Here is a 12723-nt window from a genome sequence, read left to right on the forward strand (position 1 = left end):
GTGCGTGCTACAGCACGCACCCTACGGGCAGCAAGCCTGTGCCTCAGATCAGCGGCTGATCCGCCAGCAACCTGCGCAGATGCGTGATGAGGGGCAGGATATTGCCCGAGAGGCGCGCCTCATGGACCGCCTCTGCCATCACCACATCGCCCAGACTGCGCGCCAGCGTCGCGGTGAATTGCAGCGCATAGCCGCGCCGGTCTTCTGGTGCGCGCCCGCAGAGCAGGTCGAGCGCAAGAAACAGATCGTCGCGTAGGGCCAGCGTCGTGCGGGGCGGCATATCCGGCCAGGCCGATGCGGCATGCAGCGGAAAGAACACCGGGGCCAGCAGGTTGCGAAACTGCGCGATGCTGTCGAAGGGCTTGGCCACAAAGGCATCGGCCCCGGCAGTCAGGGCCGCCGCCTCCAGCTCTGGCTGGCCGGAAATCGCGATGATCAGCGGCACGCGGGGCGGATGCGCGGTCATTTCGGCGATCAGCTCCAGCCCGGAACCATCCGGCAGACCCAGATCCACCAGCACCGCATCGGGCGTATAGAGCGACAGGTGCCGACGCGCCCCTTTCAGGCTGTCCGCGCGGCGCATACGCCCGCCTGCGCCCTGAAACATCAGCCGGATCGAATCGCAGGTCTGGCGGCTGTCTTCGATCAGCAGCATTGTGCCACCGCGGTGATAGGGGCGGCTGAGAATATTGAGCGGCAGGCGACCCGCTGCGGCGGGCCGGGTATGGGTGGTGGTCATGATATCCTCCAGGGCAGCTTCCCCTATCTCAGCGCAGACTCGCTAAATTTGCGTTAAGAGCGCTGGCGCGATGCGGCCCTTGGTCACGGCTGCGGATGCGGGGGCTTGCCTTGCCGCGCGGTTTTCGCATAGGCAATCTTCACCTTTGGCGCATGGAGGATGGAATGATCGGACGTCTGAATCATGTGGCGATTGCCGTGCCGGATCTGCAGGCCGCTGCCGCGCAATACCGCAATACTCTGGGCGCCGATGTGGGCCCTGCGCAGGATGAGCCCGACCACGGGGTGACGGTCGTTTTCATCACCCTGCCGAACACCAAGATCGAACTGCTCTATCCTCTGGGCGAGAACAGCCCGATTCAGGGCTTTCTCGACAAGAACCCGGCGGGCGGGATTCACCATATCTGCTACGAGGTCGAGGATATCCTTGCCGCGCGCGACCGGCTGAAAGCCGAGGGCGCGCGGGTGCTGGGCACGGGCGAGCCGAAGATCGGCGCGCATGGCAAGCCGGTGCTGTTCCTGCATCCCAAGGATTTCAACGGCTGTCTGGTCGAGCTGGAGCAGGTCTGATGTCGATTATGTCCGCCATCGCGCTATACGCGATCATCTGGTTCCTGACCATGTTTCTGGTGCTGCCCTTCCGCCAGCGATCGCAGGCCGATGCTGGCGAAGTCGTGCCCGGAACCCCCGCAGGCGCGCCGCAGGATGCGCAGATGTGGCGCAAGGCGAAGCTGGTCACGCTGATCGCGACAGTGGCCTTTGTCGTGATCGCCGGGACCATCCTCTCCGAAGTGATCACCTATGAGATGATCGAGACTATCACCCGGCGTCACTGACCTGCGCCGGGTGGAGCCGGTGATACATATGCGTGAACACCGCCGCCCCCACCAGCGGCATGGCCAGATTCAGGATCGGGATGCTCAGGCCGATCGCCAATAGAAGGCCCGGCAGCCAGAGCCAGTAGAAATCGCGCTGAAACAGGCTGGCTGCGGTGGCGGCATCGTTACGGCGCCGCGCGATCATGGTGAAATATTCGCGCGACAGCAGGAACCCGTTCAGCGCCCAGAGAATCGCGATACCCCAGCCGCTGGAAATGGCGAAGACCGCCATGCCCAGCAGGTTCACAGCAACCAGAATCCCGAAATAGCTCAGGCTGTCACGCGCCGCCTCACGCCAGGGAATGCGGTTGCGGGGCTCCTGCCCGCGATAATGCTCGGCCTCGACCGCATCGGCTACGTCATCGAGATAAAGCCCGGTGAAGATCGAAGCGACGGGCACCATCAGAAACACCGACAGCCAGGGCAGATAGAGCATGGTGCCAACCGAGAAGCCCGCAGAGACATCCTGCACGCGCCCCACCACCGGCAGGAACAGCGCACCGGGGACGAGGATCTGGATGATCAGAAAGGCAATCGCGGCCAAGCCGACCAGCAGCGCAAGCGAGAGCGCCATGCCGATCCATAACAGCCTGCGATAGCGCGGGTCGCGCAACTGGGCAAAGGCGTGGCGATAGGCAAAGATCATGATACTGCCCCCTGTGGCCGGGCCGCCCCCAGCCCGTGGATCAGATGCGTGAAGGCCGCCACCCCGATCACCGGCATCACGAGGTTCAGAACCGGCACCGAGAGCAGGATCGCCAGCGCAATGCCGGCCAGCAGGAGCGTGCGGCGGTGCTGGCGGTGGAAGGGCTTGATCGCGGCGCCATCATGGCGGCGCTCGGAAATCATGGTGCTGTATTCGCGCGACAGGAGCCACCCGTTCAGCACCCAGAAGAAAGCAATCCCCCAAAGCACACCCAAAAGCGCGAAGCTGGCGAAGGAAACCAGATTGATGAAAAACACCAGCCCGAAGTAATTGACGGAATCGAACCAGAGTTTCTGCGTGCTCTGGGGCCGCGCGGGCGCAAGCCGGGGATAGTGCTGCCCCTCGATCCTGTCTGTGACCGCATGCAGGTGCAGCCCGGTGAAGAGCGAGGCCGCCGGGGCCATCAGGAAGATGGACAGGATCATCATGGTCGCAAGCGAGACGACCGAGAAGAAACTGCCCAGCCGGTCCATGCGCGTACCATCGGAAAAGGTGAAAACCCCGTCCTCGAATGTGCTGAAAAGCTGGATCAGCAGCGCATAGAGCGCGAAGAGCAGCGCCAATGACAACGCCGCCCCGATCAGCGTGGTCTGGCGAAAGCCGGGGTCGCGCAGCTCGGCGAAGGCGCGCAGGTAGCTGTCGCGGATCATTCCCGCCACTCGGTCAGACTGTCGATATCGGGGCGCGGGCGTTCGGGCGGAGTGGCGGCACTGGTACCGATATGAATGAAGCCCGCGATCCATTCCTGCGGCGCAAGGCCCAGCGACGCCAGGATTTCCTTATCCGTCGCGGCCCAGCCGGTCAGCCAGCACGCCCCCCAGCCCGAAGCCAGCGCCGCATTGACCAGCGACAGGCAGACCGCACCTGCGGAAAGCGTCTGCTCGATCTGCGGGATTTTCTCGGATGGCTTTGGGCTGGCCACAACCGCGACGATCAGCGGGCTGTCGGCAAAACAGGCGGCGGCTTTTTCGCAGGCATCGGGCTGCAGCCCCAGATCGGCCCCGCGCTTGGCGACGCTCTGCGCAAGTTTCGCATTGGCCGCGGCCGTCAGCACTATAAAACGCCAGGGTTCGAGCTTGCCGTGATCGGGCACGCGCGCGGCGGCCGCCAGAAGCTGTGTCATCTGGGATCGGTCGGGCACCGGGGTTGCCAGCATCTTGGCAGGGCGCGACCGGCGCGAGAGCAGGAAATCCAGAACAGCATTGTCAGTGGTCATGTCACAGCCTGTCATCTTCGTGTTGCGCCGACAAGCTAGCCCTTACAGGGGCTGGCGAAAAGGGCTATCCCTGCAGATCATGGATTTGCGCGATCTTGCCGTGTCGGGAACCACATTCGCCATCCGGGTCAGTCCGGGGGCACGCCGCGCCGGTCTGTCGCGCGGCGAGGATGGTCAGTTGCGCGTGGTGGTGACGGCTGTGCCCGAGAAAGGCCGCGCCAATGACGCGGTGCGCCGGATGCTTGCCAAGGCGCTGGGCGTTGCGCCGACGCGGCTGACGCTCCTGCGCGGCCAGACCAGCCGCGACAAGCTCTTCCGCCTCGATTAAGGGTTTTTTCAGCCGGGATGCGGATAGTCGGGGCTTGTTCCCCTTTGGGTCAGAGCCCGCTGCATGACGATCCCCACGCCGCTACAGGACATGCTTGCCCGCGAAAAACGCGCGCGGTTGCGGGCGGAACGGCTGTATGAACAGGTACAGCGCGAGTTGCGCGCCGCGAATGAACGGCTGATGCAGCATGCCTATGCGCTGTCGGATCAGGTCATCGCGCAGCGCGAGGCGCTGATGCGCGCGCGCGACCGGGCCGAGAGCCTGGAAGGCGCGAACAGCCGCTATTCGCAGGATCTGTCGCTCGCCAATGAACGCCTGCGCGAAGCGGTTGAGACGCTGGAGGATGGTTTCGCGGTTTTCGACAAGGATCAGGTACTGATCCTCGCGAATCAGGCTTATCTGAGTGTATTTCGCGACTTTCCCGAAGTGCAGCCGGGGATCCGCTACAGGCGGATTGCCGAGATTTGCGCCTTCGAGGGGGTGGTCTTGCTGCAGGATATCGCACCAGAGGATTGGGTCGCGATGATGATGGCGCGCTGGAACAGCCCGACCATCGCGCCGGTGCAACTGGATTTCAGCACCGGGCTTTCCGTGCGTCTGGTCGAGCGTCGGGCGGGCAATGGCGATCTGGTCTCGCTGTCCAACAACATCACCGAAACCCTGCGCTACCAGTCGGAACTGATCGCCGCGCAGCAAAAGGCGGAAGCGGCGGCGGAGACCAAATCGGCCTTCCTTGCGAATATGAGCCATGAAATCCGCACGCCCATGAATGGCGTGATCGGCATGGCGGAACTGCTGGCCGAAACCGATCTGGATGACGAACAGCGCAGCTATACAGAAACCATCACCTCATCAGGGCAGGCGCTGGTCACGATCATCAATGACATTCTGGATTACTCGAAGATGGATGCGGGCAAGATGGAACTGCATCCGGAAATCTTTGATCTGGAAAAGATGATCCATGATGTGCTGAGCCTGTTGACCCCTCGCGCGCGCGAAAAGTCCATCGAACTGATTGTCGATTATGACATGTTCCTGCCCGCTCGGCTGATCGCCGATCCGGGGCGGATGCGCCAGATCCTGACCAATCTGGTGGGCAATGCGGTGAAGTTCACGGAATCGGGCTATGTGCTGGTGCGGGCGCTGGGCATGGGCAGTTCCGCGCATGGCCAGATGGTGACACTCACGGTCGAAGATACCGGGATCGGCATTTCCAGAGAGCATCAGGACCGTATCTTTACCGAGTTCAGCCAGGTCGAGGAAAGCGCCAGCCGCCGTTTCGAGGGGACAGGTCTGGGGCTGGCGATCACACGGCAGATCGTCTCGGCGATGGGCGGCAATATCTGGGTGGAATCCGATCCCGGAATCGGATCCTGCTTCGGGATTTCGCTGGAATTGCCGCTGTCGCCGGATCCCGGTCCGCTGGGGCCAGAGCCTTTGCCCAACACGATCCGGACCGTGCTGCTGATCAGCGACCATCTGATCAGCCGCGAGATCATCGCACGCCGTCTGCAGGCCGCAGGCGCGAAAATCCTGACCGCCACCCAGAGCGGCGTTGCGCTGCGCAACATCATCAATGCGCGGCCGGATCTGGCGCTCATTGATCAGGATCTGGGCACAGAACCGGTTGATACCGTGCTGGCAGAGCTGCGGGCGCATCGGGACGCCTTGCCGGTCATGCTCATGAGCTCCGATATGTCACAGGCGCGGGATCTGCTCGCGCGTGGCGATGTGCGGGCGGTCCTGCCCAAACCGCTGCTCTGGCGGGATCTGCTTGCCGCGCTGGGCACACCCGCGCCAGCGCCCGAAGACCACGACCAGCCCCCGGTCCTCCCGGAACCAACTGGTCGGGCGGATATCACCTTCCGGGTGCTTTATGCCGAGGATAACAAGACCAACCAGCTTGTTTTCTCGAAGATGCTCAAGGGCCTGCCGCTGGATCTGCATATGGCGGATAACGGGCGGCAGGCCGTGGCGGATTTCGGCGCGCTGCATCCCGATATCGTCTTCATGGATGTGTCGATGCCGGAAATGGACGGGCGCGAGGCCACGCGACTGATCCGGGCGACAGAGGCGGGGCGCGATGTGCCGATCATCGCCCTCACCGCCCATGCGATGCAGGAAGAGATCGACCGCATCATGGGGGCGGGCATGAATGCAATGCTGACCAAGCCCCTGAAGAAATCCGAATTGCTGAGCGCCCTGCGCGATCACGCGCCGCCCGGTCTGTTCCCGCAGGCGGACTGAGAGCCAAGCGGTCAGATTTCGCGCAGAAAGACCGGGGTGTCGGGTTCAGAGAGGCCCGGCGCGTAGCGATAGCCCGCAGTGTCGAAATCGCGCAGCGCGCCGGGATCGCTCAGGCGGTTTTCCAGAATGAAACGTGCCATGGCGCCGCGCGCCTTCTTGGCAAAGAAGCTCACGACCTTCGCCTGCTCGCCCTCGCGCTGGTCCTTGAATACCGGCGAAATCACGCGCGGGCGCAGCGCCGCGCGATCCACCGCGCCGAAATATTCCTGCGAGGCGCAGTTCACCACGATCTCGCTGCCCGCTGCATCGGCTGCGTCATTCAGCGCCTCTGCGATCCGGCTGCCCCAATAGTCATAAAGCGAGGCCCCGCGCGCGGTTTTCAGGCGGCTGCCCATTTCCAGCCGGTAGGGCTGCATCGCATCGAACGGGCGCAGCAGGCCATAAAGGCCCGAAAGGATGCGCAGGTGATCCTCTGCCCAGGCCAGCGCATCCGCGTCGAGCGATTGCGCGTCCAGCCCGGTATAGGTGTCGCCATTGAAGGCATGGATCGCCGGGCGCGTGACCTCTGGCGCGGGGGCACCGGCGAACCTCTCGAACCGCTCAAGGTTCAGCTGCGCGAGATTGTCACTGATCTTCATCAGGGTCTTCAGACCCTCGGCACCGATCTTGCGGGCCTCGCGCGCCAGCGCAACGGCGTCTTGCTGGAAATCGGGCGTGCTGAGGGCTTTGAGCGTGCCTCTGTGCGACCAGTCGAGTTTCTTGGCGGGCGAGAGAACAACAAGCATCCGTGCGCAATTCCTAGTGGAAAACTGGCGCCAACCTAGCCCTTGCGCGGTGATTGTCCAGTGTCCTTCATGTCGCAGGGGTAAATCTGCCCTTGCCCGTCTTGCCCTTTGCGCGCCGCCCCCTTAGGTTTGCGCAAGACCCCGGTGCGAGGAGCGTGCGATGCTGTCCCTGATCCAGATTCTGCTGCTTGTGTTGAACGTGGCGCAGTTCATCATCATCGTGCATATCATCCTGAGCTGGCTGATCAATTTCAATGTGCTCAGCCTGCGCTCGCCGATTGTGGCCTCGATCTGGGACGGGCTGAACCGGCTGCTTGAGCCCGCCTACCAGCGTATCCGCCGGTTCCTGCCCGATATGGGCGGGATCGATCTGGCGCCGCTGGTCGCGCTGATCGCGGTCTATGCCATCCGCATCGTGCTGATCAATAATATCGGTGTCTTTGTCTGACCTCATGACGGATACAGGTTCGGTCCTGTCGCGGGTCTTCGGCTTTTCCGCCTTTCGCCCCGGTCAGGCGGAAATCGTGGATGCCGTTCTGGGCGGTCTGGACACGCTTGCGATCATGCCCACGGGCGGCGGCAAGTCGCTGTGCTACCAGCTTCCGGCGCTATGCCGCGAGGGGCTGACCGTGGTCATCTCGCCGCTGATTGCGCTCATGCGCGATCAGGTGCGCGGGTTGCAGGAACTGGGCGTGTCGGCAGGGGCGCTGACCTCTGGCAATACCGAGGCCGAGACGGATGCCGTCTATCAGGCGCTCTCGCGCGGTGAGATGAAACTTCTCTATATCGCGCCCGAGCGGCTGGCCGGGTCGGCGACACTCGATCTGCTGCGGCGCTCGAATTGCAGCCTGATTGCCGTGGATGAGGCGCATTGCGTCAGCCAGTGGGGCCATGATTTCCGCCCCGATTACCTGCGTCTGGGCGATCTGCGCCGCAGTCTCGATGTGCCGCTGGCCGCGTTCACCGCGACCGCAGATGCCGAAACCCGCGCCGAGATCATCAAGCGGCTGTTCGACGGGCGCGCGCCGCAGGTTTTTCTGCGCGGTTTTGACCGGCCCAATATCCGGCTGAATTTCGCGGTCAAGGACAGCCCGCGCAAGCAGCTCATGGCCTATGCCAGCGCCCGCAAAGGGCAGGCCGGGATCATCTATTGCGCCACCCGCGCCCGGACCGAGGCGCTGGCGCAGGCGCTGACCGAGGCGGGCCATAACGCCCGCGCCTATCATGGCGGGATGGAAGCGCATGCAAGGCGCATGGTCGAGGAATTGTTCCAGCGCGAGGATGACCTGATCGTGGTCGCGACCATCGCTTTCGGCATGGGCGTGGACAAGCCCGATATCCGCTGGGTCGCCCATGCCGATCTGCCGAAATCCATTGAAAGCTATTATCAGGAAATCGGTCGCGCGGGCCGTGACGGGGCGCCTGCCGATACGCTGACCCTGTTCGGCCCCGATGATATCCGCCTGCGCCGCGCCCAGATTGATGAAAGCCCCGCGCCGATGGAACGCAAGCAGGCCGATCACGCGCGGCTGAACGCGCTTCTGGGGCTGGCAGAGGCCGTGCAATGCCGCCGTCAGGTGCTGCTGTCCTATTTCGGCGAGGTGTCACAGCCTTGCGGGAATTGCGACCTCTGCGCGAGCCCGGTCAAGCTGTTCAACGCGACAACCCCGGTGCGCAAGGCGCTGTCGGCGGTTCTGCGCACTGGCGAAAGCTTTGGCGCGGGCCATCTGATCGACATACTGACCGGCACTGCAACCCCCAAGGTCACGCAGCGCGGCCATGATGCGCTGCCGACATTCGCGGTGGGCCGCGATCTCAGCCGCGCCAAATGGCAGGCGGTGTTCCGGCAGATGATGGGGCGCGACCTGATCCGCCCGGACCCCGAACGCCACGGTGCCCTGCGCATGACCGACGCCGCCCGCCCCATCCTGCGCGGCGAGGCAGAGATCCATCTGCGCGAGGATACGATCGCGCGCGCGAAGGACGGGCCTGTGGTCAAGGCGCTGGTCTCGGAAGAGGATGCGCCGCTTCTCTCGGCGCTGAAAGCGAAACGCCGCGCCCTCGCGGAAGAGGCGCGCGTTCCCGCCTATGTGATCTTCACCGACCGCACTTTGATCGAGATGGCCGAGACCCGCCCGCGCGACATGGACGCGATGGCGCGGATCTCGGGCGTGGGCGCGAGCAAGCTGGAACGCTACGGCGCACTGTTTCTGGAAGTGATCACCGGGGCCGCGCCTGACGCCCAGCATCCCCAGCGGCGCAAGCTGGCCGGGCGTGATGCGGGCGGGCTTTATGACGAGTTGTTCGAGATCGCGCGCGGGCTGGAACGCGGCGCGGATGGCACCGGAAAGCTGCTGACGCTTTCGCCCGCCCTCCTGCGCGCGATTGCCGAGGCGCGGCCCGCCACCGAGGCCAGCCTAGCACGGATCAAGGGCATGGATGCCGCGCGGGTCGAACGTTTCGGCGGCGCGATTCTGGAACGGCTGCAGATGTTGTGACGCAACGATTGCCTTGACGCGGGCGCGCGCAGGGCCCAAGGCGCTGTCCCGACACAGGAGCCGCGCCATGTATCCGATCTTCCGTTTCCTCAAGGAAATCTTCAAGTTCCGCAATGCGCCTGCCTTGGGACTCACCGAAACCCATATCTCGCATCATCGCTGCTGGCCCTGGGATCTGGACCCGTGGATCGAACTGAACAATGGCCGCACGCTGACGCTCTATGATCTGGGGCGGATTCCGATGGGCATACGTTCAGGCCTGACCAGTATGCTGCGCACGCAGGGCTGGGGGATCACGGTGGCGGGCAATACCACGCGCTACCGCAAGCGGATCAAGGCGTTCCAGCGCTTCGAGATGCGCTCGCGCTGTATCGGCTGGGATGCGCGGTTTTTCTATATCGAACAGGCGATGTGGCTGGGCGAGGATTGCGCCAATCATATCCTGATCCGCTCGGCCATCACCTCGGCACAGGGGATTGTCCCGCCTGCGCGCGTGCTGGAAGCGATGGGCCAGCCGCCGCAAAGCCCCGACCTGCCGGGCTGGGTACAAGCATGGATCGCAGCAGATGCCGAACGGATCTGGCCGCCCGCGATCTGATCAGTTACCCCGAAAACATATTCGGAAAATACAAGATTAGAAATATTCTAAATCTTGACCCAGATCAAGGCGCATGACCTGCCGCCGCGCTAGACGTGATTCAGACGCGCGAAATCCGCAAGTTTGACCACGAACAGGAGGCTATCATGACCCCCAGACACCTGCACCGGCTTGGCGCGACCGCCATCGCGCTGGTGCTGAGTGCCACGGCAGTTCATGCCGAAGAGATCGCGGAATATATGGATTTCTTCGAGCCGCTGCCCTATCTGCCACCGATCCCGGCAGACAATACGATGACGCCGGAAAAGATCGAACTGGGCAAGATGCTGTTCTTTGAACCGCGCATCTCGGCCTCGGGCGTGATTTCCTGCGCCACCTGCCACAACCCGGCGCTGGGCTGGTCCGACCGTATCCCGCGCGCTGTGGGCCATGGCGGTCAGGTGGGCGAGCGCAACACGCCCACCGTGCTGAACTCGGGCTTCCTTGGTGCGCAGTTCTGGGACGGGCGCGAGCCGGATCTGGAGGGCCAAGCGCTGGGGCCAATTCAGGCCGATATCGAAATGAACATGACCCTGGCCGAGGCTATCGAGCGGCTCAAGGAATTCGATATCTATCACCAGCATTTCGCTGCCGCCTTCCCGGAGGATCCCGATCCGATCAATCAGGGCAATGTGGCGCTGGCGATTGCCGCTTTCGAGCGCACGCTGAACACGCCGAACTCGCCGCTCGACCGGTTCCTTGCCGGTGACGTGCAGGCAATGACCAGCCAGCAGGTCGAGGGGATGAAACTCTTTGTCGATGCCGGTTGCGTGGCTTGCCACAATGGTCCGGCCTTCACCGACAGCAATTATCACCGTTTCGAACTGCCCGGATCGCGCGATGAGGGCCGTTTCCTTGTCACCGGCGACGAGAATGACCGATTCGCCTTCCGCACGCCCACATTGCGCAACGTGGCCGTCACCTATCCGTATTTCAACAATGGATCGGTCGATAATCTGCGGGATGCGATCCAGCTTATGGGTCAGCAGATGCTCGGGCAGGATTTCGCGGAAGACGAGCTCGCCAGCCTCGTGGCCTTCATGGACGCGCTGACCGGGGAAATGCCGCATATCGAGATCCCGGCCCTGCCGTGATACGCGCGACGTCTTGACACAGCCGACCCGCCCGCCGGGCGGGTCGGATTGCTTTTTGCGTTTCCCGCAATGCCCCCAAGGGCATTTGCCGCCATCCGCAGGATTACACAAAAAGTCTATAGTCATTTTGTCGCCTTGCGCATTTCCGCGCAGGCCCTATTTTCACAAGTCATCAAGGCGAGATTCGCGCTTCCGTGGCGCTGTGTATCAGGGCCTTTGTGGATGAGGAGAGTGCAATGACCTTTTTGAAATCTATCGCCGTGGCTGCGGCACTTCTGCCCTTCGGCAGCCTTGCGCATGCAGGTGATGCTGCAGAAGGTGAGCAGGGTTTCCGCCAATGCGCAAGCTGTCATGGCATAGCGTCGCCCGATGGCGAGGTGATCCAGCGCGTGTCTCCGACCGGGCCGAATCTCTATGGTGTGGCCGGACGTCAGGCCGGAACCTATGAGGGCTATGCGCGCTTCTCGGGGGCGATCATGGCCGCAGGTGAAGCTGGAGTCGTCTGGGACGAAGAGAATTTCGTGGCTTTTGTCAGTGACCCAAGCGGTTTCCTGCGCGAAGTCACCGGCGATTCGCGCGCCCGGTCGAACATGAACCATCGTCTGCGGGGCTCTGCCGAAGATATCTACGCCTATCTGTCGCAATTCGGCAGCTGATCCCTTCGTCAGAACATGACCTGAAATTGAAGCAACCCGCCGAATCTTCGGCGGGTTTTCTTGTGACCGTCGCGTTTTCGGTGTGTTCAACTTGCGCCAGCGCAAGGACGCGGGGGTTGCAAGCTGCGATGATGCTGGTTCAGGCTTGGTCATGCCATGAAAGGAGACAGCCATGTTCGATTTTTCCGGGAAAACCGCCATTGTGACAGGGGCCGCATCAGGGATTGGCGAGGCCATCGCGCTGGAGCTCGCGGCCTCGGGGGCGCATGTGATCGTGTCCGATCTTGACGCCGACCATTGCGATCAGGTGGTGGCCACGATTCTGGATCGCGGCGGCAAGGCCACGGCTTTCGCTGCAGATGTGGCCGATCCGGCGGCAATGGAAGCACTCGTCGCCTGCGCCGAATCCGAGACCGGCGCGCTGCATCTGGCGGTGAATAATGCAGGCATTGGCGGCGTGCAGGCACCCACGGGCGAGTATCCGCTCGACGCCTGGCACAAGGTCATCAACGTAAACCTGAACGGGGTGTTCTACGGGATGCGCTATCAGATCCCGGCCATGGAACGCGCGGGCGGGGGTGCGATTGTCAATATGGCCTCGATCCTCGGCTCGGTCGGCTTCGCCAACTCCTCGGCCTATGTGGCCAGCAAACATGCGCTTCTGGGGCTGACCAAAACAGCGGCGATGGAATATGCGGCCAAGGGGATCAGGGTCAATTCGGTGGGGCCTGCCTTCATCGCGACCCCGCTTCTGACCAATAATCTCAGTCAGGACATGCTCGATGGTCTGGCCGGGCTGCATCCGATTGGCCGGATCGGCACGCCCGAGGAAGTCTCGGCCCTGACCTGTTTCCTGCTCTCGGAGCGGGCGAGTTTCATCACCGGCAGCTATCATCTGGTCGATGGCGGCTATACCGCGCCCTGACGCAATGGGGCAGGC

At 63.1% G+C, this 12723-nt stretch carries 15 protein-coding genes; 10 read left to right on the forward strand and 5 right to left on the reverse strand.

The features are described from left to right. Nucleotides 1-43: 43 nt before the first annotated feature. A complete protein-coding gene (locus BG457_RS00735; protein WP_084657352.1) occupies nucleotides 44-739 on the reverse strand; it encodes a response regulator in 696 nt (231 codons plus the stop codon). 164 nt (nucleotides 740-903) lie between these two features. Here BG457_RS00735 and mce point away from each other — a divergent pair, with 164 nt between their 5' ends. Both mce and BG457_RS00745 read left to right on the forward strand, forming a co-directional pair. Beyond that, nucleotides 904-1308: a methylmalonyl-CoA epimerase gene (gene mce / locus BG457_RS00740; RefSeq protein ID WP_071795120.1), complete on the forward strand. Its 405-nt coding sequence runs from the start codon at nucleotides 904-906 to the stop codon at nucleotides 1306-1308. Then, entirely contained in the window at nucleotides 1308-1574 is a 267-nt protein-coding gene (locus BG457_RS00745) for a DUF1467 family protein (protein ID WP_071795021.1), read from the forward strand. The genes mce and BG457_RS00745 overlap by 1 nt, the downstream gene beginning before the upstream one ends. Here BG457_RS00745 and BG457_RS00750 read toward each other — a convergent pair. From BG457_RS00750 to BG457_RS00760, 3 genes are read right to left on the reverse strand one after another with little or no spacing between them, the layout of a single operon-like run. Continuing rightward, on the reverse strand, nucleotides 1558-2262 hold the full coding sequence (locus BG457_RS00750; RefSeq protein WP_071795022.1) for an EI24 domain-containing protein: 705 nt from the start codon (nucleotides 2260-2262) through the stop codon (nucleotides 1558-1560). The genes BG457_RS00745 and BG457_RS00750 overlap by 17 nt on opposite strands. Then, on the reverse strand, nucleotides 2259-2972 hold the full coding sequence (locus BG457_RS00755) for an EI24 domain-containing protein (protein WP_071795023.1): 714 nt from the start codon (nucleotides 2970-2972) through the stop codon (nucleotides 2259-2261). Before BG457_RS00755 ends, BG457_RS00750 begins: the two co-directional genes overlap by 4 nt. Beyond that, nucleotides 2969-3538, reverse strand: coding sequence for a nitroreductase family protein (locus BG457_RS00760; RefSeq protein WP_071795024.1), 570 nt, complete (start codon nucleotides 3536-3538; stop codon nucleotides 2969-2971). Before BG457_RS00760 ends, BG457_RS00755 begins: the two co-directional genes overlap by 4 nt. Nucleotides 3539-3617: 79 nt before the next feature. Between BG457_RS00760 and BG457_RS00765 the strand changes: the two genes are divergently transcribed. Together BG457_RS00765 and BG457_RS00770 are read left to right on the forward strand one after the other, a co-directional pair. Then, the gene (locus tag BG457_RS00765) at nucleotides 3618-3866 is read left to right on the forward strand and encodes a DUF167 domain-containing protein (RefSeq protein WP_071795025.1); all 249 of its coding nucleotides are present in this window, start codon (nucleotides 3618-3620) and stop codon (nucleotides 3864-3866) included. Between the two features lie 63 nt (nucleotides 3867-3929). After that, on the forward strand, nucleotides 3930-6113 hold the full coding sequence (locus tag BG457_RS00770) for a response regulator (RefSeq protein WP_071795026.1): 2184 nt from the start codon (nucleotides 3930-3932) through the stop codon (nucleotides 6111-6113). An 11-nt stretch (nucleotides 6114-6124) separates the two neighbouring features. Here BG457_RS00770 and yaaA read toward each other — a convergent pair whose 3' ends face one another. After that, nucleotides 6125-6898 carry a peroxide stress protein YaaA gene (gene yaaA, locus BG457_RS00775; RefSeq protein WP_071795027.1) on the reverse strand — a complete coding sequence of 258 codons (774 nt, stop codon included), beginning with the start codon at nucleotides 6896-6898 and terminating at the stop codon, nucleotides 6125-6127. A 160-nt stretch (nucleotides 6899-7058) separates the two neighbouring features. On the opposite strand from yaaA, the gene BG457_RS00780 reads away from it, so the two are divergent. The 6 genes from BG457_RS00780 to BG457_RS00805 all read left to right on the forward strand — a co-directional run bounded on the left by BG457_RS00780 (nucleotide 7059) and on the right by BG457_RS00805 (nucleotide 12708). Continuing rightward, nucleotides 7059-7346 (forward strand): YggT family protein, encoded by a 288-nt coding sequence (locus BG457_RS00780; protein WP_071795028.1) that lies wholly within the window; start codon nucleotides 7059-7061, stop codon nucleotides 7344-7346. A 4-nt stretch (nucleotides 7347-7350) separates the two neighbouring features. Beyond that, nucleotides 7351-9396 carry a DNA helicase RecQ gene (gene recQ, locus BG457_RS00785; RefSeq protein WP_071795029.1) on the forward strand — a complete coding sequence of 682 codons (2046 nt, stop codon included), beginning with the start codon at nucleotides 7351-7353 and terminating at the stop codon, nucleotides 9394-9396. A gap of 67 nt (nucleotides 9397-9463) precedes the next feature. Next, on the forward strand, nucleotides 9464-9994 hold the full coding sequence (locus tag BG457_RS00790) for an acyl-CoA thioesterase (protein ID WP_071795030.1): 531 nt from the start codon (nucleotides 9464-9466) through the stop codon (nucleotides 9992-9994). Between the two features lie 146 nt (nucleotides 9995-10140). Continuing rightward, the gene (locus BG457_RS00795) at nucleotides 10141-11127 is read left to right on the forward strand and encodes a cytochrome-c peroxidase (protein ID WP_071795121.1); all 987 of its coding nucleotides are present in this window, start codon (nucleotides 10141-10143) and stop codon (nucleotides 11125-11127) included. A gap of 236 nt (nucleotides 11128-11363) precedes the next feature. Further along, the gene (locus BG457_RS00800; RefSeq protein ID WP_071795031.1) at nucleotides 11364-11783 is read left to right on the forward strand and encodes a c-type cytochrome; all 420 of its coding nucleotides are present in this window, start codon (nucleotides 11364-11366) and stop codon (nucleotides 11781-11783) included. A 172-nt stretch (nucleotides 11784-11955) separates the two neighbouring features. Further along, nucleotides 11956-12708, forward strand: coding sequence for an SDR family NAD(P)-dependent oxidoreductase (locus tag BG457_RS00805; protein WP_071795032.1), 753 nt, complete (start codon nucleotides 11956-11958; stop codon nucleotides 12706-12708). The last annotated feature ends 15 nt before the right edge of the window (nucleotides 12709-12723 follow it).

The sequence above is a fragment of the Natronohydrobacter thiooxidans genome (assembly GCF_001884735.1).
Classification (GTDB): Bacteria; Pseudomonadota; Alphaproteobacteria; order Rhodobacterales; family Rhodobacteraceae; genus Roseinatronobacter; species Roseinatronobacter thiooxidans_A.

Excerpts from the sequence above, each read along its gene's own strand:
- BG457_RS00735 (WP_084657352.1), bottom strand. The coding sequence starts at position 739 with ATGACCACCACCCATACCCGGCCCGCCGCAGCGGGTCGCCTGCCGCTC.
- mce (WP_071795120.1), top strand. The coding sequence starts at position 904 with ATGATCGGACGTCTGAATCATGTGGCGATTGCCGTGCCGGATCTGCAG.
- BG457_RS00745 (WP_071795021.1), top strand. The coding sequence starts at position 1,308 with ATGTCGATTATGTCCGCCATCGCGCTATACGCGATCATCTGGTTCCTG.
- BG457_RS00750 (WP_071795022.1), bottom strand. The coding sequence starts at position 2,262 with ATGATCTTTGCCTATCGCCACGCCTTTGCCCAGTTGCGCGACCCGCGC.
- BG457_RS00755 (WP_071795023.1), bottom strand. The coding sequence starts at position 2,972 with ATGATCCGCGACAGCTACCTGCGCGCCTTCGCCGAGCTGCGCGACCCC.
- BG457_RS00760 (WP_071795024.1), bottom strand. The coding sequence starts at position 3,538 with ATGACCACTGACAATGCTGTTCTGGATTTCCTGCTCTCGCGCCGGTCG.
- BG457_RS00765 (WP_071795025.1), top strand. The coding sequence starts at position 3,618 with ATGGATTTGCGCGATCTTGCCGTGTCGGGAACCACATTCGCCATCCGG.
- BG457_RS00770 (WP_071795026.1), top strand. The coding sequence starts at position 3,930 with ATGACGATCCCCACGCCGCTACAGGACATGCTTGCCCGCGAAAAACGC.
- yaaA (WP_071795027.1), bottom strand. The coding sequence starts at position 6,898 with ATGCTTGTTGTTCTCTCGCCCGCCAAGAAACTCGACTGGTCGCACAGA.
- BG457_RS00780 (WP_071795028.1), top strand. The coding sequence starts at position 7,059 with ATGCTGTCCCTGATCCAGATTCTGCTGCTTGTGTTGAACGTGGCGCAG.
- recQ (WP_071795029.1), top strand. The coding sequence starts at position 7,351 with ATGACGGATACAGGTTCGGTCCTGTCGCGGGTCTTCGGCTTTTCCGCC.
- BG457_RS00790 (WP_071795030.1), top strand. The coding sequence starts at position 9,464 with ATGTATCCGATCTTCCGTTTCCTCAAGGAAATCTTCAAGTTCCGCAAT.
- BG457_RS00795 (WP_071795121.1), top strand. The coding sequence starts at position 10,141 with ATGACCCCCAGACACCTGCACCGGCTTGGCGCGACCGCCATCGCGCTG.
- BG457_RS00800 (WP_071795031.1), top strand. The coding sequence starts at position 11,364 with ATGACCTTTTTGAAATCTATCGCCGTGGCTGCGGCACTTCTGCCCTTC.
- BG457_RS00805 (WP_071795032.1), top strand. The coding sequence starts at position 11,956 with ATGTTCGATTTTTCCGGGAAAACCGCCATTGTGACAGGGGCCGCATCA.